At 51.0% G+C, this 19823-nt stretch carries 20 protein-coding genes; 11 read left to right on the top strand and 9 right to left on the bottom strand.

All coding sequences use genetic code 11. The annotated features are described in order from the left end of the window. Positions 1 to 379: 379 nt before the first annotated feature. Positions 380 to 958, top strand: coding sequence for a GAF domain-containing protein (locus AACR41_RS05660; protein WP_052349681.1), 579 nt, complete (start codon positions 380 to 382; stop codon positions 956 to 958). Positions 959 to 1006: 48 nt separating this feature from the next. On the opposite strand, the gene AACR41_RS05655 is transcribed toward AACR41_RS05660, so the two are convergent. From AACR41_RS05655 to AACR41_RS05620, 8 genes are all read right to left on the bottom strand, one after another. Continuing rightward, positions 1007 to 1810 carry an alpha/beta fold hydrolase gene (locus AACR41_RS05655; RefSeq protein ID WP_030007399.1) on the bottom strand — a complete coding sequence of 268 codons (804 nt, stop codon included), beginning with the start codon at positions 1808 to 1810 and terminating at the stop codon, positions 1007 to 1009. Positions 1811 to 1908: 98 nt separating this feature from the next. Next, entirely contained in the window at positions 1909 to 2586 is a 678-nt protein-coding gene (locus AACR41_RS05650) for a hypothetical protein (protein ID WP_012308265.1), read from the bottom strand. A 2-nt stretch (positions 2587 to 2588) separates the two neighbouring features. After that, positions 2589 to 3059 carry a phycocyanin gene (locus tag AACR41_RS05645; RefSeq protein ID WP_030007398.1) on the bottom strand — a complete coding sequence of 157 codons (471 nt, stop codon included), beginning with the start codon at positions 3057 to 3059 and terminating at the stop codon, positions 2589 to 2591. Between the two features lie 134 nt (positions 3060 to 3193). Further along, a complete protein-coding gene (locus AACR41_RS05640) occupies positions 3194 to 3676 on the bottom strand; it encodes a hypothetical protein (RefSeq protein ID WP_030007397.1) in 483 nt (160 codons plus the stop codon). Between the two features lie 29 nt (positions 3677 to 3705). Beyond that, the gene (locus AACR41_RS05635) at positions 3706 to 4413 is read right to left on the bottom strand and encodes a V4R domain-containing protein (RefSeq protein WP_030007396.1); all 708 of its coding nucleotides are present in this window, start codon (positions 4411 to 4413) and stop codon (positions 3706 to 3708) included. Positions 4414 to 4478: 65 nt separating this feature from the next. Further along, complete coding sequence (locus AACR41_RS05630) at positions 4479 to 4991, bottom strand: 2Fe-2S iron-sulfur cluster-binding protein (protein WP_030007395.1); 513 nt, start codon at positions 4989 to 4991, stop codon at positions 4479 to 4481. A 24-nt stretch (positions 4992 to 5015) separates the two neighbouring features. Continuing rightward, positions 5016 to 5783, bottom strand: coding sequence for a hypothetical protein (locus AACR41_RS05625; RefSeq protein ID WP_152551004.1), 768 nt, complete (start codon positions 5781 to 5783; stop codon positions 5016 to 5018). A gap of 440 nt (positions 5784 to 6223) precedes the next feature. Next, positions 6224 to 6733 carry a 2Fe-2S iron-sulfur cluster-binding protein gene (locus AACR41_RS05620; protein WP_012308271.1) on the bottom strand — a complete coding sequence of 170 codons (510 nt, stop codon included), beginning with the start codon at positions 6731 to 6733 and terminating at the stop codon, positions 6224 to 6226. A gap of 80 nt (positions 6734 to 6813) precedes the next feature. Between AACR41_RS05620 and AACR41_RS05615 the strand changes: the two genes are divergently transcribed. The 10 genes from AACR41_RS05615 (at position 6814) to AACR41_RS05570 (ending at position 19168) form a co-directional block, all read left to right on the top strand. Then, complete coding sequence (locus tag AACR41_RS05615) at positions 6814 to 8451, top strand: hypothetical protein (protein WP_052349680.1); 1638 nt, start codon at positions 6814 to 6816, stop codon at positions 8449 to 8451. A 98-nt stretch (positions 8452 to 8549) separates the two neighbouring features. Further along, positions 8550 to 9029 (top strand): hypothetical protein, encoded by a 480-nt coding sequence (locus tag AACR41_RS05610; protein WP_062436133.1) that lies wholly within the window; start codon positions 8550 to 8552, stop codon positions 9027 to 9029. A gap of 85 nt (positions 9030 to 9114) precedes the next feature. After that, the gene (locus AACR41_RS05605; protein WP_030007391.1) at positions 9115 to 9543 is read left to right on the top strand and encodes a hypothetical protein; all 429 of its coding nucleotides are present in this window, start codon (positions 9115 to 9117) and stop codon (positions 9541 to 9543) included. A gap of 41 nt (positions 9544 to 9584) precedes the next feature. Beyond that, entirely contained in the window at positions 9585 to 9998 is a 414-nt protein-coding gene (locus AACR41_RS05600) for a hypothetical protein (protein ID WP_012308275.1), read from the top strand. 107 nt (positions 9999 to 10105) lie between these two features. Then, on the top strand, positions 10106 to 11524 hold the full coding sequence (locus AACR41_RS05595; protein ID WP_030007390.1) for a hypothetical protein: 1419 nt from the start codon (positions 10106 to 10108) through the stop codon (positions 11522 to 11524). Positions 11525 to 11558: 34 nt separating this feature from the next. Next, entirely contained in the window at positions 11559 to 12563 is a 1005-nt protein-coding gene (locus AACR41_RS05590; RefSeq protein ID WP_030007389.1) for a DUF1822 family protein, read from the top strand. Further along, positions 12529 to 15852: an nSTAND1 domain-containing NTPase gene (locus tag AACR41_RS05585; protein ID WP_084150017.1), complete on the top strand. Its 3324-nt coding sequence runs from the start codon at positions 12529 to 12531 to the stop codon at positions 15850 to 15852. The genes AACR41_RS05590 and AACR41_RS05585 overlap by 35 nt, the downstream gene beginning before the upstream one ends. Positions 15853 to 15892: 40 nt before the next feature. Beyond that, on the top strand, positions 15893 to 17092 hold the full coding sequence (locus AACR41_RS05580; RefSeq protein WP_161768740.1) for a hypothetical protein: 1200 nt from the start codon (positions 15893 to 15895) through the stop codon (positions 17090 to 17092). Further along, positions 17068 to 18228, top strand: a complete 1161-nt coding sequence (locus tag AACR41_RS05575) for a TonB family protein (protein ID WP_030007386.1) — start codon at positions 17068 to 17070, stop codon at positions 18226 to 18228. Before AACR41_RS05580 ends, AACR41_RS05575 begins: the two co-directional genes overlap by 25 nt. A 121-nt stretch (positions 18229 to 18349) precedes the next feature. Further along, the gene (locus AACR41_RS05570; RefSeq protein WP_052349678.1) at positions 18350 to 19168 is read left to right on the top strand and encodes a hypothetical protein; all 819 of its coding nucleotides are present in this window, start codon (positions 18350 to 18352) and stop codon (positions 19166 to 19168) included. A 100-nt stretch (positions 19169 to 19268) separates the two neighbouring features. Here the strand turns inward: AACR41_RS05570 and AACR41_RS05565 are convergent, their stop codons facing one another. Then, positions 19269 to 19721, bottom strand: coding sequence for an EVE domain-containing protein (locus AACR41_RS05565; RefSeq protein WP_030007384.1), 453 nt, complete (start codon positions 19719 to 19721; stop codon positions 19269 to 19271). Between the last annotated feature and the right edge of the window lie 102 nt (positions 19722 to 19823).

The following is a 19823-nucleotide window of genomic DNA, read 5'->3' as shown; positions in this document are numbered from 1 at the left end:
AAATAAAACTGTCATAGTTTTTGCTGAAAATCACTTGAAATATCCCAAAACTAAATCGACAAGAGACAATTCAAATGCTAGTCCCCAAGGTGATTTTTCGGCATTTTGGCGTATCTTATTAATCGTCACAAAATTCTTCCAAGCTAGTCTACCAAGAGATTTTGGGCGATTCATGCCTTTTTTAGAAGTTAAGATTAAACACAAAAAACTGTCAGAAATATGTATGACTTGTACTATTTATTGCTAAGATTTAATTTGAGTAGCTGATGTCATTCTTTTGCTCATCATTATTGGGGTAAACACTCCGATGAAGTTAATTTTTGGTTAAGCCACACCACAATATACCCCCATCATTTTTTAATGATTGTCCGTGGATTCTATGATTGCTCCTCCAATCCTGACTAACGAAGAACATCGTCTTGCGGCACTACACCGTACCTATCTACTGGATACCCCCCAGGAAGCAGCCTTTGATCTCATCACGCGGTTGGTGGCGCGGCTCTGCGGCACAAAAATTGCGGCAATCTCTCTGGTGGATCGCGATCGCCAGTGGTTTAAGTCACGCTATGGCTTCACCCTCGAAGAAACCTCCAGGGTTATTTCTTTTTGTGCCCACGCGATCGAGGATACTGAGCTTTTTGAAATTCCTGACGCCAGCCTGGATAAGCGTTTTTGGGACAACCCCCTCGTGGTTCAAGCGCCCAAGATTCGTTTCTATGTGGGTGTTCCTCTGTATACAGCCGATGGTTATTGTTTGGGTACTCTCTGTGCGATCGATGATCGCCCCCAAACTCTTTCTGACAGACAGCGCCACCATTTACTGGGCTTGGCAAAACAAGTGGAACGACATATCCATTGGCGCACCGCGTTTTTGGCCCAGTATCCTGACTCCCAAACATTGGTCTCTCCGAAGGAAGCAGCTCATCAAGGCCCCTACTGTAGTCTTTCTGTTGTTTAACGTTGTGGCAAATTTTTCATGGGATGGCGATCGCCTTTTGCTGTGAGTTTAATGGAGAAAATCTTTGAGGGCAGCGATCACCGCCTGGGGATTACTCAATTGGGGAAAATGCCCCTTGGCATCAATCCAGTGGAGTTGACTCCCGCGAATGGCTTGGTGGAGATATTCGCTCACAGCTTTAGCCACAAAAGGATCATTCTCGGCTTGCAAAATTAACGTTGGGAGCTTCAGTTGGCTCACCTCGCGACGATAATCAGATTTGAGGATCAGCGAAAAGGTCAAAAAAGCATAATCAGGCCGTAGACGGAGGAGGGTTTTTGAAAATTCCGCCGAGAGTAATGGTTGCTTCGGGGTGTTCATGATCGATGGCGCATATTTACGTACCCATTGGAAATAGTTCTGGGACATTTCCGCCAAGATTTCATCGGCTGTGGCCTGATCAAAACTCCCCACATAATCTTGGTCATGGATATACCGGGGTGAGGCACTGATGAACACTAAACGGGTAATGAGATTGGGGTGCTTGAGAGCCACCAGGGTGGCGGTCATACTACTGACTGAATGGGCAACTAGTTGCACTTCCTCTAGGTCGAGGGCCTCACAAATGTCGAGGATATCCTGGGCGTAACTTTCGAGGCGTGTGTGATGTAATGTTTCGTTTTCGTCTGCCTGCGATCGCCCACAACCCGGCAAATCAAAAAGCACCAAACGGTAGTCCGCCGCAAAGGCCGGGGCCACTAAACGCCAACTGGTTTGATCACTGCCAAAGCCATGGGCAAAGAGGAGTACTTTATCTGAACTGGCATTGCCGAGGATTTGAACATTATGTTTGGTCAGAACATCAGTTGTCATATCGATTATGTAAGCAAAACACTTGTTGAACTTGCTTCCATCATGCCAAGAAACGCTTTAGGCCGCAGCGCCCAGGGTTTAGCAAAACCGACGTCAATTTAGGCATCGGTCACTGCAAATTTTTCGATAATCTCGGCGCTAGAAAGACCTTGTTTGACCCACATTTCCGTCTGTTCAATTTTTGGCCCTAAGCCCACCAAGAAGTTGGCAAATTGTGGCGGATTCGCCATTAACGTTGCCGCATCCTTTGGTAAATCCACTGCACAGGCCCGAATGCCTTTCCCAGCCCAACGGGAAAACCAAGCTGCAATGAAACCCGCTTCCAAATGATAGGACGGTGTTTGTTCTGGTTTCAGGCCAATTTCCGTACCCAACTGCATCATCGAGGCCTCTACCTGTACCTTGATTAGGCCCAAATCACGGTGGGTAAAATCTAAATTTAAATGCCCAAAACCGTGGGTTTCCCAAATTTGCCGCATCATCACCAAAAATTCTAGGGCATTCATCTGGGGGATCGTGCGTTGGTAGTATGCTTCAATTTCTGTTTTCAAGCGGTCGTAAAAGGCTCCCCCCCACCAAAAACCAAAGGTATAGAGGGCGAAAGGGGTTGCTTCACCTGTTTCTTCCCGTAGGGCTTTATGGATGCTCCGGAGCAACACTTCTGGGACGGCCAAAAGGCGATTTCCGTGGCGTGTTTTTAAAAGGCCCGTTTCCGGTTGGCATTGGATATAGGTGCGGGGGGTAAAGTAATTCCCAGGGACAGGGGACAAAGTCATGGTTATTCGCTCAGGTATTGGTGGGTGACTTGGAGATAGGGCAGCATCAGTTGGGCGTATGGGGCGGGGAGTTCTTCTTGGATGACCTCTTGGATAATGCGGTAAACTTCGTTGTTGTATTTTTGATTTTTCAAGGCCCGCATAATATTTTGCATCCAGTACAGGAAGCGATCTTTGAGGAGTTCTTCGTCCTGGAGGAGCATCGCTGTGGCGCAGTTGCGGAGGACTGAGATGAGGTCACCTTTGCATTTTTTGAGAACCGTCTCCGGGGCCGAGCGCAATAGCACTTCGTTTTCGGTTTGGAAGCGCCGGAGGGTCTCATCGACGATTTTTTCTTCTTTCTCTTGGATCAATTGATAGGTGATCCGGCGATCGCCCCAGGATTGGAGAGTCTGATCGACTTGATCAAGATCTTGAGGTTCGATATAAGCCCCGTCGGAACGTTCAAGGAGGGTTTCTAAGAGGGTGATCATAAAAATTTATCCTGATGAAAAAAGTAGGCAAAATTTACGCTGGAAAAATTCTAGGTTTTTCTCGAAAAGGGACGGTAAATTGTTTTATTTTTTAATAATTCCATTTTTGCAAGGAGTTTTAGCCACCTAACGCCCTAAATATCGGCGACATCTAACAAATCGTCGAGTAGGTCGTAGTCATCGGGGTCAACTTCTCGGAGAGTTTGACCTTGCTCTTCCCAGGTGAGGAGGGCGACAAGGTCTAAATTTTTGAGGCCATCGACGGTTTCGATATTCTGTAGGCCCCGAATGAAAAAGTCGGTATCAGATTCCTCGGTTTCAACAACGGGCGATCGCCTTGGCGAAGTTCCTTGGAGGGTGGCAGCATATTGATCCAATTCGGAAGGCGGCGCACTCCACTGTAGGGCTAACAGCAGATCATCCCGGGAGAGAAAAGCTGCTTCCTCAAACCCCTTGAGAAAAAAAGGGCCATCCGGTCGAGGCGATCGCCGGACGAGGGTCGAGGCAGGGGTTGCCCCACGGGTAGGGACAGGAGCTGCCGTAGGAGGCTTGAGTTTTTCAAAAAGTCCCACAAAAGTCGGAAACCAGCGCCGGAGTAGAGAATCATCTTGTGCCATGTGATTTGTCCTCGAAGTGTGCCTTTGCTTTATTCGCGCCCAACCGCATCAAGTGCCGCTTCCGTTTTGAGCGCCTGGAAGCGAGCTTCAATATCCGCTGCCGTTGCCCCAGATGTCAGCCAAAATTCCGCCGCCTTCACCCGTTTTTCCGAACCGATTAGGAACCGGCAAAAATCATTCCCCATGGAATAACATTGAATTTCGGTGCTACTCAAGGCCCGGTCAAAAAAGCTCGAAAAGAACCCCGCAAATAGCCCCGCATAGAGGAAACACACGGGCTTACCGACATCACCGAGGGTTTTTGCCACCGCCGAGTCAAATAGATCAATAAATAAAAAGCCTTCTTTAATCGAAGACAAATCTACCTGCCATTTCCCCCACCCCTGGGCCGTCAGGGGCCACCACCAGGTTTCGAGGGCAAACCGGAGCGCCGCATCTTTAAAATACAAGCCGAACTCATCCTGGAACCATACCTTAAATTGGGCCGCATCTTCGACGCCCCACTCCTGGCCGATCAGGTACATTAACCAACCGGAAGCTTCACCGACTTCATGCTCAAGGCCCTTTTGTAACCCAATAATGAAATCTTCCGTGGTAAGGAGATTCCGTTGACCATGGCGATCGCTTACGGTGCCTTGGGTGGGATCAAACTGAAAGAAGGTATGACGACTGTAGTGGCAGGCTTTTTGCCAGGAACGGTGGTATGGGAGAGTTTGGGAACGGGCAGAAGAAACCATAGGATCAATAAATCGCAATCACAACAGTTAGAAAGACAAGCTTAAAAAAGCGAGAAAAGCCAAAACTAATCAAAGTAGTTGGCAATATTTGACACAGAAGAGGGTTGGAACACATCCAAAAGATTGGTTTCTAAAGCCGCATCAATATTGGCCATTTTTTCGAGGGCCGAGCGCAGGATTAACTTGTTTTCTTCGACGAGAATTTCTCCGGTCAAAGGGTGAATAATATTTTGATTAGCGCGGGTACCAACAAGGGATTTGAGCTCGCCCATGGAACCGATATACATCCCCCTGGGCACTTCGATAACGGCCCCATCACCACAGATCTTCGTTTGACAGGCAAGTCGAGAATTGGCTTGGGCGGTGGCAATAAAACTGAGGGTCAGTCGTTCTTGGTCATTCATCGGGCTGAGGGCTTCTCCCCCAGATTTGACGTAAATATGACAAGTGGCACAGCGCCCTTGGGCACCACAGGCCTGCATGACACTCATGTCTTCCCGGAGCAGCACATCAAGCAAGGTCTCTTGGCCCTGGACGGGAACGGTTTTATCGAGGGGTTGGATTGAGATTTTATTCACGGGGGATTGGGGGGGGTAAAAAATTTAAAGGAGAAAGCGACAATCAGCTTCGCTGAGGGCATATTGGCGGAGCAATTGGGCAAAGTCTACAACAATGCGTTCGCACTCTTGGGTAAAGGTCGCTACCCATACTTTGAGGCTCTGTAGTTCGGCCTGACTGAGGTGCGGTTCGGGAGAGGCGATCGCCCCTTGCTCTGGATCAAAACTGCCCCAGTGATCCACCACCCAACAGTCCAAAAGGGGATGTTCTGACTGGAGCGTTTGCTGGGCTTTTCGCCAATAATTACCGATGGCAAGGTTCCCAAAATACTTTTGACTAAATTCACTAATTTGATTCAAAGCAATAATGGCCCTGGCCCTGGAAATATCCGTACCCTTAGCTGGATTTGTGACCACCGGGATTGGGGTGGGCGGCATGGTGCGCTTGGCCGTGGCGGCAACGGGCTCTAACAGAGGAAACAAAATATCTTGGACCGTAGCTTGTAACTGAGCGAGATGTTGCACATAGCTGCTGAGTACCGCTCGCACCCCCTGTTTCAGCGCCCAATCTCGAAAGTAATCATTGACTAGGGGTTGGTGGGCGAGGAGTACCACGGGTAAATCTTGCCAAAAATCTCGACATTGCCGAAATAAATCGAGACTGTTGGTATGGGGGAGCGTGCCCAGTAACAGTAACTGGGGATGACGACGGTCGCATTCTTTGAGTAAAGCCTGCCTCGTCTCAGAGACGCAAACAACGGCTCCAGCGCGGGTGAGCTGCGTGGCAATGGGCTTATACACGCGCTCATTCATTTCCGCGATGAGAATGATCTGGTTGTGCAAAGTAGATGTACCAACCATAGGCGGTAGCTTGGAACAAGCAAACGACGATACAAAACTCAACAAATTGTCATTGGCGACAACATTGTCGATGTCTAAATCTAATTTTTTAGGGGGGCACCACTGGAACCAAGCAATTCAAACGTCCAAGTCCGCAATTTGTTTGGTTAGCATGGCTAAAAATCGAGTTAACTCATTACACATTCTCAAAGGGGACTAGAACCCTTTGAAAGTCCTGGATTTTGGACGATATCTAAGAAACCCCTTAAAAAACGAGAGTTATAAGACTAGGACTTTGTTATGGAAACCAAACATAGCATGGAAATCTCAGACCCCCGGCGGAACCCACAATCAATCAACAAAACTTAATTGTCTCTTAATGAAAATTTATATTTTTTTTCTAGAAAGGGACTTCAGGCACTTAACAGGCGTTCGAGAATATCCTGAGTCACAATGCCCCCCTGCTTAACAAGCAGTTCTCCGGTGCGGGGGTGGCGGATATCTTTCGGGGCATAGCGATTTTTCAGACGATCGAGAATTTGTTGTAACTTTGTGAGGGTGCGGGATGGTAGGTCACAAACAACGGTTTCTCCGTCACGCACATAGGCCTGGCAACTGAGGCGATAGGTGTCGCTAGATTTTTTCAGATTGTTGAGGATGGTTTGTTCTTGGGCCGTCACCGGGCTGAGTTGGGTCGCACCACTAACAACATGAACGACACAGGTACCGCAATAGCCTTTGCCGCCGCAGATGGCATCGAGGTGAACTTTGGCCCGCAGGAGCGCCTTGAGGAGAGTTTCAGTTTCGAGGGTTTGGAGTTGGATCGCCAGGGGGTCGATGCGGATTTGCGCCATGGTTAAATTCGGCTCAGAATTGGGATTAGGTAAGGGAACAAACAAGAAATCTTTATCAAAATAAGTCACAAGCTTTCCCCTGGCAAACTTTCTCAGGTGAAAACGGCAGGGAAATTTATTTCAATAGTTTTACGGAGTCAGTAAAGGTGATGCGACAAAGTTTATGGGCTAGACAAAATGGGTTGGGGCGATCGCCTTGGGTTTGGGTTGGGTTAATTTGCCTCGGTGCTTGTAATGGGCAGTCTATTAGTTTGGAGGAACAGCCAGGGGACGTAACAGTGCCATCTACCCCGGCCAATTGTCCCAGCACCGATGGAGCGGCCCAACGATTAACGATTCAAGCGGATCTGTCGGTGGCGGATCAGTTCGATTTTACGGCGTGGGACATTCAAGCTGATTCAGATACTGTGACGGTGCAAACTCGGCATCATCAATTGGTTTTTTGTCGGGAAACCCAGAGTTGGGCGATTCTGCTGCCAACCACGGACAACACCTCTAATGCCGTTCAGGATCAGGAGTTGCTTTTAGCGGGGGAAGATCCCGCTTTTCAAAGGATCGAACTGGCAGGCGAAACTTATCAATATCGTGTCCTCTTGCGCCCAAATCCTTTTCTAGATTTTGAGAATCCCCCCGAAAAGGCAATTTTTGAACTGATTCCCCCAGGGGAAACCGAGGCGATCGCCTTAGATCTTTATACCCTCGAACAGTTGCGGGCCAGTGGCATTGGTGCGGATCTAGGCATTCCCACGGTGACAGCGGCCATTCCTGTCGAAGACACGTTATTTTTTGCGGTTTCCTCAGAGCAAGGGGAAGGCTTTAGCGGTTTGAGTAGCCTGATTCGTTATGAACCAAGCACCGGCAGCCTCGAATTACAGCAGCCGGACGAACTGATCGCCACCCAAATTACTGACCTCCAGGCCACAACCAACGACGATCAAACAACTCTTTGGTTGGGGACAAAATATGCCGCCGAAGGTTCAAGCCTCATTCCCGCACGGGGCTTGGTGGCCTATGAATTTAATCAAGATTGGCGTGATGGCAAAATCTCGTTTCACACGATTCACAACAGTCCCTTGATCGGGGCGATTCCCACCCAACTCCACGCTGAGGGCGATGTGCTCTGGGTGGCGACGGGGAATGGGATTTGTAACATTCAGTGGCGCAATATTGACCAGTGGGACGCGTGGAATTGTTGGCGCTTTGCCCTAGAAGCCCAGGTGCCAGAGTCAGGCTTACCTATTTATCGCAGTCTGTTGGCAGAAACTCCCAGCACCACCCTAACCGCAGCCACCGCCGAGGTGCTCTGGTGGGCGAGTACCGTCCCCTTTGGCATTGCCCATGAACAGCCGAAGAAGGGACGCTTTGAAGTTGCTTATCCTACGGGTTTTCGGGTGACGGTACCAGAAGGGGCTTTTCAGTGGGACAGTGAACCAGACACAACCGATTTACTCCCCTGGGAAGACCGCCTCTATTGGCCCGGCGAAGAATGGCATTGGGCAGGCGATCGCTTTGGGCGGAGTTTTGATGAAGTGATGGGGCAACAGGTGGGCCTGGGGCCAGTGGGGATTAGTGAACAGGGCTATAACCCCGAAGGAATCCAAGATCTCAATGCCCTGCGGGGAGACTTAACACTTTTTGCGCTCGATCTAGACAGTACCACCGTGGATTATTTTTCGGGTTGGGTGGACGATGCTCTCCTAGAACCCGCCTTTACCCTTATTCCTTCCGAGAAAAAGCCAATCACAACGGAATCCCCCCTCAAGGCGATCGCCACTGAACTTTTCTAGATAATTTTCTGGGGCGAAAGACAAAAAACTGCATAAGCAAAATTTCTGGTCACTATCACCTGGCAACACACAACAATCAATCAACAGGTAACTGACCCATGACTACTTTCACTTTCTCTCGTCCCCAATCCCTCAAACTGGCTACCGCTGGTGCTTTCCTCGCTCTCGGTGTTCTGAGTATCGCTCAACCTGCCAAAGCCGATAATGTTTCTAGCAGCACAATGATCTCTAATCAAACTAGTGCCGCCGTCGGTGTGGGGAACTCCACTTCCAATACCATGGGCCAATCAAATTTCCAAAATCAAAGCGGCTTCTTTAGTGGTGGTAACAACGGCGCCCAGTCTACAATTGTCGGTTCCCAAACTGCCGTGGCTGATGGCTTTTTCAACAATGTCAACAACAACCTCGGTCAATCCAGTACTCAACAACAATCCGGTATCCTTGGGTTCGGCAATAATGCCAGCGTTGCCCAGGTGGGTGCCAGCCAAACAGGCGCGGGGATTGGTTTCGGCAACAGCGTCAACAACAGCAGCTTCCAGAACAGCTTCCAAAACCAAAGCTCTATCTTTTCTTTCTAAAACCAACACCAGGGCAGTGGTTTAACCCAACTCTCTGTTCACAACTGCCCTGTTTTTCCCCTGTTCCCTTCACCGAGGCAAATCAATGAAAATTCTCTTTGCTGGTTCCCCCTTCTGGATTATCTTTACCCCTTCCTTGCTTGTACCCGTAACTTCTATCGGGATGCCCGCCCAGGCCGCCTGTGTGATGACCGATGTGTCCCTCCAAGTGGCAATCCACGGTTCTCCAACTCCCGCTAACCAAAGTAACCAAGTCTTTATGGGCACAGGCAACCAACCCTGCTGGGGCAATACCACGACCAACACGAGCAGCCAGCTTTATGTCGGCTCTGGTAACGCCACCCAACAACGCACCAGTAGTCACTTTGTTGATGGCAATGGCGCGAGTCCCCTGGCTCCCTACGGCATCCAAAGTCCAACCATTGGCACCCAAATTAGTGTTCCCATTGATATCTATAGTCCCGCCCATGATCCAAATTTCATGGAGTCCCTGGGATTACCCCTTAGCCCTTAAATCGACTACCTACTTTTTACTCGCCCCCGGAGAAACCAACCATGTTTAACACAACTCACAAGCTCGCTGTTTTTGGTTTAACAATGTTACTGCCCCTTAGTTTTGTCCCTGGGGCGATCGCCGACGACTATCAACCCTGGCTAAGCGTAGAAGAGGCCAAAGAATTCTGTAATACCCAGGAAATGGAAGATATGACCCAGGTGAACAGTTTCCATAACGAGGCCACAGTGACCGATAGCACCAGCACCCCGGACAGTACCACGACCCAGCATATCGATGCCCAAAATACCGGTTGGGGCATGCAAACCATCGGTTCCATGAGTGCCAAGGATTGCTCTGCCGTTATCCAAGCAGAAGCCCACCGTTATGCCACCTACCAACAGCTAGAAAACGTGCGCTATGTGAATGACTCCAATTTGCGCCAAGGTCTTTTGGGGAATATGTTGGCTTGGTAACCGGTTATTCAGAAAAAGCTCAATTAAGATGTATAGCGACAGGATAATGATACTTACAAAAACACCGCTATGCATTTTTGCTTGAATGGGGAACCCAAGGGGAGATCATGAGTTATCCGAAGCAGTACTGGCATCTATACCGCATCAGTCTCCAGCATCGCCAAGGATACCACTGGGCTCCGCTCCCGACCGCCCAAACTTGGTTAGAGACCACAACTTTTTCGGCTAATACTTTACCAGAGCAGCTCCTCCAGGTCTTTCAAGGCAACCAAGGGGAATCATATTATCAGGCATTAGCAGGGCTATGTTTACGGTGTTACGTTTCCCAACCGATTCTCCAAAGTTGCCAACGCCTCGCGAGTTTATTTAGTGCCCAACAGAATTTTTCTTACCAAGACCTTTTGCCTCTGGTGCTCCACGACGACGGCCAGAGGTTAATTTTGATTGATGAGGCCACGGACAGCAATCAAGTCCAACTCAACGAAGCGGCCCAACTTAGCCCCTGTCAGTTTCAGATTTTTGCGGTGGAAATTCTTCGCTCCTATAGGGCTCAACGGGAAAATAAACTCAGTTTGAAAAATTGGGCTTTTTTGAAAACGAAACAACATCCAGAGATTCGGGCTTTTTTAGCGGAATTCGGGTTTCAGCACCTCACGGATTGGGCCTTGTTAAACCGCGCCCGCAAAAGTCAGTTTGAGCAGTTAGCGCCTGCGGATCAATGTTTACTGAAGGCTTTCCATGGGGTGTATCGTCGCGATCGCCGCCAACAGACGAAACAACGTACCAAGTGCCAAACGCCAACGGAAGCGCAACTTTTGGAAATGGATGCCTACTGCGTTGACCAGGGTTATCCGAGCCGCGCCCCGAAGTTACTCTTGGGGGATTTGCATCGTCTCGCGGAACAGTTGCGGCAATATGACATTTGGCGATCGCGGGAAAGTTTAGAAACCTACGACACCGACAGTGGTGACTATGCCCCCAGGCGGGATCTCCCCCACGAAAGCCTCGATGAAGGGAACCTCGAACAACGGGAGCTGATCCAATTTTTGCATAACCAATTGGCGATCGCCTTTGACGAGAGCCTCCGGGAAAACCTCAAACAAAAACAACAAAAACTCGCCAAGAGCAAACGCTACAAACCTTTTGCTGATCATTATTTGCAAGGTCTTTCTCTCTATTACATCGAGGCCCAATCCCTCGCCGAAATTGCCCCCCAACTGGGCATGAGTAGCTGGGATCAAGCCCGCCGCATCCTCAACCCTGGTGATCTACTGAATCAAGTGCGCCGCCAAACCACGGAAAAATTGCTCGCTAAACTCCTTGATCTCGCCCGCCAAAAGGGACTCACTGGCCCGGAACCCGACCCAAACTACCTAAGTTCCCTTTGCCAGCAACTAGAACAATTTGTAGACCAAGAACTGTTTACGGAGGCCGCCGCCGAAATCCGCAGTGGCAAGAACCGTCGCTTCGACAGTGCCTACGCCCAAAAACTAAAGCATTACTTAACGAATGCCACCCCGAACTAACCCCTAATCTTGCTTGACGCCGAGGAGCCCCAAAATGTTCACCCAATCTGAATTCCGCCTACTCATCCCCGAAGAAATTACCCTCAGCGAGCTTGACTATGCCCTTGTCCAAACCTGGCCTGCTGGAAATTTGCCAGAAGCTGACCAGTGGCAAGCCTATCTAAACGGGCTGGGGTTAGTGGCCTTTGAAAATTGGCTTGGCGATCGCCTCCCAGAAAAACGTCGCCAACGGGATCTGACCCATCTGCCCCAGGTGGCCTATGTGACTGTAGGGGGTTTTAACGTTTGTCTTTTAGCCCAGAGCGATTACCTCGACGAACAGGTACTCTGGCCCCAGGAATACATTGAACAACCGGAACTCGCCGCCCATTTCTACGGCATTGTCGAAGTAGATGAAGAAGCAGAAACCGTCATTTTACGAGGAATTAGTCGGGGCGATCGCCTCCAAACTGCCCCCAAACGGGATGGCCATTATTGCCTCAGCCTCGATCACTTTGATGCCGAACTGAATCATTTCCTCGCCGACTGCCGTTACCTTTCCCCCGCCGCCATTCCCCTCCCCGTGAATGCCCTGGCAGAACTCAGAACCCAGGTGACAGAAACGATCACTAAACTCGGCAACTGGTTTGATAACGTCCTTGATCAAGGTTGGCAAGCCCTCGATCAGCTGATGCTGCCCGAAGCCCAGCTCGCCTTTGCCACCCGTAACCTCAGCGAAGATATCCAAGCTGGTAAACTCCTCGATCTTGGTTTGAGCCTGGGCAATGAACAGGTGGTTCTCCTCGTCACCCTCGCCCCCACCGACGAAGACGATAAAGTTCGCATCCAGGCACGACTCCTCCCCTTTGAGGCAGAGTATCTCCCAGCGGATTTAAGTATTTCCCTCAAGTCCAAGTCCGGCAAAGTGCTGCAAACGATCACCAGTCGGCAACAGGACAGCTACATTCAACTCAAACCCTTCAAGGGTGTTCCCGGTAAAGTATTTCAAGTGGAGGTAAGCGGCGATGGTTGCACCGTCAACGAAACCTTTGAAATTTAATTGGCTCAGTGATGCTAGCGTGACCATTTCCCTGGCCTTTGGTCGGGGGAGCCTCACCGAAGGGTTTCCGACAATCACAGCCCAGATTTGGGAGATGGATGTCCCTTTACCTCAGCAATTTGTTGGGCAACTGCCCGCTTTCCCAGACCTGCTCAATAGTCTGCAGCAGTGGCAAACGGTTTATCTCGCCCTCGCCCAGCGGCTGCAATTAGGACGACAGCGACAGGCCGAGGGAATGCGCAGTTTTGACGAAGAAGACGATGATTTTGAGATCGAAGAAGACGCCGTTACCCATGTATCCCAGGTCAGCTTTGAGGACTTGTCCCAGCGGCTCCAACGGCAACTGAATGAATGGCTCCTCAGCCCCGGATTTACGCCCATTGTCCAGGCATTGCGATCGCATCTTTCCCCAGAGATGCCCCTGCGGTTAATTTTGCAGACGGATGACCCACACCTGCACCATTTACCCTGGCAGGGTTGGCAATTTTTGGTGGATTATCCCCTGGCGGAAGTGGCCCTCAGTCAGCCCCAGTTCTACCGTTTAAAAGAAATTACCCCCCAGAAAAAACGGCAACAGGTACGCATTTTGGCGATCCTCGGTAGTAGCCAGGGCATCGATCTGACGGCGGAACAACAACAACTCTCTGAAATTCCTGATGCGGAAGTGCAATTTTTAACGCAACCCACCCGCCAGGAATTTGATGCGGCCCTCTGGGATGACCAGGGTTGGGATATTTTATTTTTCGCGGGCCACAGCCAGACAGAGCAGCAAACGGGCCGCCTTTATCTCCACGATGGGCCAGAACACCGCAGCTTAACCCTGGAGCATTTACAGGAAGGCCTGCGCACGGCCCTGGAACGGGGGTTGCAGTTGGCGATTTTCAATTCCTGTGATGGCTTGGGTTTGGCGAATAGTTTAGGTAATCTCCAGATTCCCGTGACCATTGTGATGCGCGAACCGGTGCCGAATCGAGTCGCCCAGGACTTTTTTCAGCGTTTTCTCGAAGGTTATGCGATCGCCCAATTACCGCTTTATCAAGCAGTGAAACAGGCTCGTCGCCAACTACAAGGCCTAGAAAATGATTATCCTGGGGCGGCTTGGCTACCAATCATTTGCCAAAATAGCGCTTTATTGCCCCCCACTTGGTTGCAACTCGGTGGTTTGCCCCCCTGTCCCTATCGCGGTTTAAATACCTTCCAGGAACAGGATGCGGCGGTTTATTTCGGGCGGGAAAGTTTGCGAGAAAAGTTGGTAGAACGGCTCCAAAGCCAACCGCTGTTACCGTTGGTGGGGGCATCCGGTAGTGGGAAATCGTCCCTGGTGTTTGCGGGGATTGTGCCCCAGTTGCGACAGGATGCTAGGTACAACTGGGCGATCCAAGTGATGCGTCCCGAAAATGATCCCGTAGCAAGGTTGGCCCATGCCGTGGCGATGTGGCAGCCCGATATTTCAGAAACAAAATTGCTGCAATCCTTCCGAGAGGATACTCAAAGTTTAGGGACAGCGTTAGGACAAATTCAGCAAACCCAACCAAGGCAAACCCGCCGACTGCTGATCATTGATCAATTCGAGGAACTTTTTACCCTTAATCACCCAGAGGCACAGCGGCAATTTTTAGATCTGTTAGTGGCCGCCATCCAAGAAGCGTCCCAGTTTGTGGTACTGCTTACTCTGCGGGCTGATTGTGTCGGGCCAGTGCTAGAACATCCCGGCCTGGGGAAACTCTGGCAACGCCATGAACCAGAATTTCTGCTACCCCTTTCCCGTGCAGATCTCCAGGCGGCGATCGCCCAACCCGCAGCCCTGATGGGAGTAAGGTTTGAGCCGGGTTTAGTGGAAAAAATAATCACAGAAGTACAAGACCAGGTAGGGAATTTACCCCTCCTCGAATTTGCCCTGACCCAACTGTGGCCCCACCAAGAGACAGGTTGGCTCACCCATACCGCCTACGAAAATCTGGGGGGAATTACCGCCGCGCTCCGGGACTATGCCGAACAGGTTTATGGAAACCTCTCCGCTGACCAGCGGCCCCAGGTGCAAGCCCTCTTTTTGCAACTGATCCAAGTGCGGGAAGGGGCGGAGGCTACCCGACGGATTCTGCCGCAAACAGAAGTTAAAGCCTGGCCTCTCGCGTTGCAATTAGCTTCAGAACGGCTGTTGACGACGAACCGCGACCCGATCGGCAATACTGAAACTGTCGAAATTGTCCATGAAGCGTTAATTCGTCACTGGCAACGTCTCCAGGGTTGGATTGCCGACAATGCTGATTTCCTACGGTGGCAAACCCGTTTAAATAACGCCATTGAGCAATGGGAAAGCCACAACAACAGCGACGGTTATCTGTTGCGACAAGCGCCCTTGGTGGAGGCAGAGTTTTGGCTGGATAAAAGTCCCGATCGCCTCAGTGATGCCCAACGGTTTTTTATCAACTTGGGTCTGGATTTGCGTACCCAAGAGGAAACGGCGATCGCCCTACGGCAACAACGGGAACTCGACCAGGAACGGAAAATTCGGCGCGGTGCCCAAAAACTGGCGGTGCTTTCCTCTGTGGCTTTGGTATTGCTAGGTTTAGCAGGGGGCTGGACTTGGTGGGAACGCCAGCGATCGCTCAAAATTATCGAGACGGTTTCGATTAATAGCTCGGCCACAACTCCGACCCTCCTCCGGGATTTACCCCGGTTTCTGACCATTGCCCAACGGCGGCAACAAACAGGGGACTTTGATTTGGCGATCGCCTATTACCAGAAAATTTTGCAGGAAATCACCAAACTCCAGGCGCGACCTGATTTAGCGGCGGCCCAGCAGCAGGAATTACAAAGCCTTGCCAGCCAAACAGAGCAACAATTAGTTGCGCTGATCCAACAGCAAAAATTGCCCACCCTCGAAACCGCCCTCGCCCAGGGAGAATTTGGCAGCCTCAAGCCCGAAACTAACCTTTTAGATTATGAAGATCAATATACCCCTGGGGCATTACGGGAAACTTATGGCCTCCTTTTACGTCCCCAGGGAACAAACGCTGACCTCAACCAGGACGGGGAAATCAATAACCCGACGGAAGCCCAGCAACTCCCCTGTCAGCTTCTCCAAGACCTTGAAGCCCTCTGGCGTGACCACACCGATCAACAATGTGGTTTCTACGGCGATCGCTCCTTTTATGCCGCCCCGACCTGTGCGCCCCTCCAGGGCAGAACATTGACAGAAACGATTTTTGTGGGGGATTACGAGGCGATCGCCACGCAACTGAAAGCTTGCCAAGTGGCCCCAGAATCCGCTGATCCCTATGAATAATTTGACGCATTATTTAGCCAAACCATTGAGGAAAAATACCGTGAAGCCCCCAAAAATTGCCCTCCTGAGTAGCCTTTGTTGCCTCGGTTTTACGTCCTTGGCCGTGGCGACCTTGCCCCAAGCCAGCCAAATTGTTTCCGTGCGGGGAAATTACCTCATGATCCAACGGGGGAATCAACGGCCCAGCTTTGCCCGGATCGGCGATCGCCTCGAAAATCGTAGTCAAACTCTCCTTGTCCCCGGCAATAACTACTCCCTGGCGCGGTTGTCCTTTGTGGGGGGCGGCCAAAATTATGCTGGTTTAGCGGTGCAAGCCGGCCCCGATCTCCAGCAAACCCACTACCAATTTCCCTGTGTCGTCAGTCGGGGTAAAGTCACCCTCAGTTGGCGTCAGGGCAATAATCGCGGTTGTGAAGAAGGGATTTATCTCAGCCCCAACCGCAGCAATAAAAAAGGCTTGAAACAAACAGAAAAAGAAAAGGCGACGACAAAGGTTATCGAGGGGATCGTCATCCAGCCCAAGGACAACAATGAAGTGATCCTCCAGGCCCGCACCCTAGGCGATCGCCAGATTGTTGATGCCTTAGTTGGCGAAATCACCCTCACTTCGGCGGCTCACCCCAGGGGGTTTACGCTCCAGCCCGGCCAACGCTACAGCCTCGATGGGACGAACCCTAACGCCAGCCCCCAGGTGGAACCAATTAATGCGACGGCCATTCTCAATTCCCCCGAATTGCAAGAATTTCTCGCCCCCAGTAGTTGGCTTCCCCAAGAAGAAACCCTGGCCAATGCTCCGACTACCCCCGACTCCGGCTGGCCGATCCGTCCCCCCGTCCAGCAACCGCCGACCGGAAATACCGCTGGGTCAAATAATGGCGGTTTCTGCGAAAACTACTTCACCGCTCTCCAAAGTTTTCTCCAGGAAGCCCAAACAATCGCGCCGGGGGCCTGGGACTTTACCAACAACCCCTATGCCTTTTTGGCGCAACCGGAGGCCAGTTGGCTAAACGATGTCAATGCTCCTGAGGGGCCACAACTGACGCGACTCCAGCAACGGGCCGAGGACTTTATCCGTGAGTTTGAGCGGTGTCAGTTTGCCTTACCGGATTTACCGACTGATCCCGAACCTGAAAACAATCCCAACGATCTCCCCCCGAAAATCCAAATTCATCCCCGGAAATTTATCCCGATAGTCCTTCGTTCTACTAAAAAACCATGTTTAAGCCCATTACGTTATTGAATGTTGCGCTTCTGGGGCTTCTGGGTTTTACCCCCCTCCTCCAGGCCAGCACCCCCAATGCCAGTCAAATTGCTTCTCTCCAGGGCGATCGCCTCTTACTCCAAAATGGCAACCAACGCCCCAACCCAGCCCGGGTGGGTAATCGTCTGACCAACCAAAGTCAAGCCTTAATCGTCCCCGGCAATAACCGTTCCCTAGCGCGCCTTGCGTTCGTGGGCGGTGGCCAAAGTTACGATGGCCTCCTGTTACAAGCGGGGCCAGACCAACAACAAACGGAGTACCGCTTTCCCTGTGTCATTGTCGGCGGCAAAGTGACCCTCAGTTGGCGTCAGGGGAACAATCGCGGCTGTAAATATGGTGTCCATCTCAGTCCAGGACGGAGTTCAGCGGCCCCTAAACAACAACAGAAACCCAGTGCTGCCAGCAAACAACTATCCGAGGATTCTTCGGAGAGCAAGGAAGCCTCCCTCACCATTCAACCCCTGGGAACTGACCCAATTTTGCTCAGGGCTGTTGTTGACGATAATCTCCAGGCCATTGAAACGCTCCAAGGGGAAATTTTGATTATTTCGGCCCAATATCCAGAGGGTTTGCGGCTCCGTAGTGGTGAGCGTTATTTCAATTTGGGTGACGGTCAAGATCAAGTGGAGCCTTTTAACCCCACCGAGGCGATCGCCAATTCCCCAGACTTACAGGAATTTTTAAACCCTGAGATTTGGCGCGAGTCCCAGTTACCGGCTCCCGTTTCCCAGGACATCGATAATCACCTGATCGCGTTTCGGGATCTCAATCAAAATACGGCCGCCACCGATACCCCGGACATGACCGACCTGAGTTTAGCCTGTCAAGCTGAGGTGGATTTTTATCTAGCCAACCTCAAAGCCACCATGGGCAATACCTGGCGGCCCCCCTATCCGCCGTCCCCAGGGGTCTGGCGCACCGAAGTTAACTATCTCCTCACGAAAGATGGTCGCGTCCAAAATCTCCAGGTGGCCCAGTCCAGCGGCGCCAACATTATTGATCAGGCGGCCCTAAGCCATGTGCGTACCCTCGAACAGCGATTCGAGCCGTTCCCTAGTTGCTATCCCTATGAAGCTTTGCCCGTCGATAACAACTTCACCGTCCGTTATCAATAGAGGCATTGATCCTAAAAAACTGCATCAGTTCCCCAAGCCAGTAACTACTACCCAGCATCGAGCCAAGGTGATGATTCTCCCGCACCCCTCGAAGCCGCTATTTTTACTGGAAGAACCTGCCATGTTGTTTCAATCCTCTCTCTACCAACGCCTCCTCAAGTCTGCAACGATTCCTTTTCTGTCTCTTTTGGTGATGGGTACCCCGGCCCCCGCCTTTGCCAACCCCCAAGGGGCGATCGCCGAGCCTTCCCTTGAAGTCCAATTGCAACAACTCAAAGCCCGCCTTGCTGGTCTCGAAGCCCGCACTGGCAGCACCGATACCACTACCCAAACCGTTGCCGCAGCACCGATCAACTCTTCCCCGAATCATCAGTCTCCTACGCCGACGACCCTTGCAACGCCTTCCGTCACCCCCGCTGCCCCCACTTCCCTGATGGCAAAACTCAGCCCCGCCAGTGCCATTTTGGTGAACTTTCCCAGTGCTGTCGTTGTCGATGTCGGCCAAAAAGATGACTATCCTTTGACCCTGCCGTTATTTCAAGACCTCCGGAGTGCATCGGGAGAACTGCTTGCCCCAGCAAATACCCCCATTACCCTACGGGTTAAACCCCATAAAGATGGCGCAATCCTCGTTGCTGATTCGATTATCGTCAATGGCCAAGTGGTGAATATTCAAGCCCAAAGTAGTACGATGATTCCTGGCCGCACCGTCACCCAGCGCACCGCCCAAGAAATGGCCAAGCAAAACAGTGCCGTTTGGGGAAATCTCACCACCTCTTTGGCTGGGGCTGCTGGCACAAGTATTGGTACCCAACAACAGTTTGGCTTCCTCGGCGCGGCGGTAGGGATTCTCTCCGGCATGGGTTCCCCTGATGACCTCCGGATCGTCGAAATTCCGGCTGGCTCTGTCCACCTCCTGCAAGTCCAAGCCCAGAATTAACTCTGGTATCACTTCCAGCAAGACAAAATTTAAAGCTTTAATGGGTAAAGGGTTTGGGAATCACCTTTTACCTTTTTCTATGGTCACAAACAAGCTTTAGCTAAGACACCATCGCCAGGAGTCGTTCAGCAACGGTTTCAGGAACGGGCATCACAGAAAGACGATTACCCCGCCGCACCACGGCAAATTCTTCGGGGGTAAAGCTGGTCTTGAGTTGATCCAGGGTGATGATCTCGGCAAAGGTTTCTTGGTAGCCCACTTCGACGGTGTACCAGCGGGGTTTTTCTGGGGTCGCCTTGGGGTCAAAATATTTACTTTCCGGGTTAAATTGGCTCGGATCAACCAGATTCGCTTGGGTGACGCTAGCAAGGCCGATGATACCGGGGGGTTTGGTGTTGGAGTGGTAAAAAAAGAGGCGATCGCCTTTTTCCATTTGCTGTAAAAAATTCCGGGCTTGATAGTTCCGCACCCCATCCCAGAGTTCTGTCCCATCGGCAGCCAAATCCGCCAAACTATATTCACTGGGTTCTGATTTGATCAACCAATAGCGCATGGATGCAGTGATGACACGAAAAAAACAATGGCAAATATCACATTCACTGTAGCGTGTTTTGGTCAGGCAGAAGGACAATTTCTAGAAGGAAAATTTGGGTTG

The organism is Picosynechococcus sp. NKBG042902 (assembly GCF_963864045.1).
Lineage (GTDB): Bacteria > Cyanobacteriota > Cyanobacteriia > Cyanobacteriales > MRBY01 > MRBY01.
Note: the sequence above shows the minus strand (reverse complement) of the source record. Positions and strands in the feature narration are given on the sequence as shown.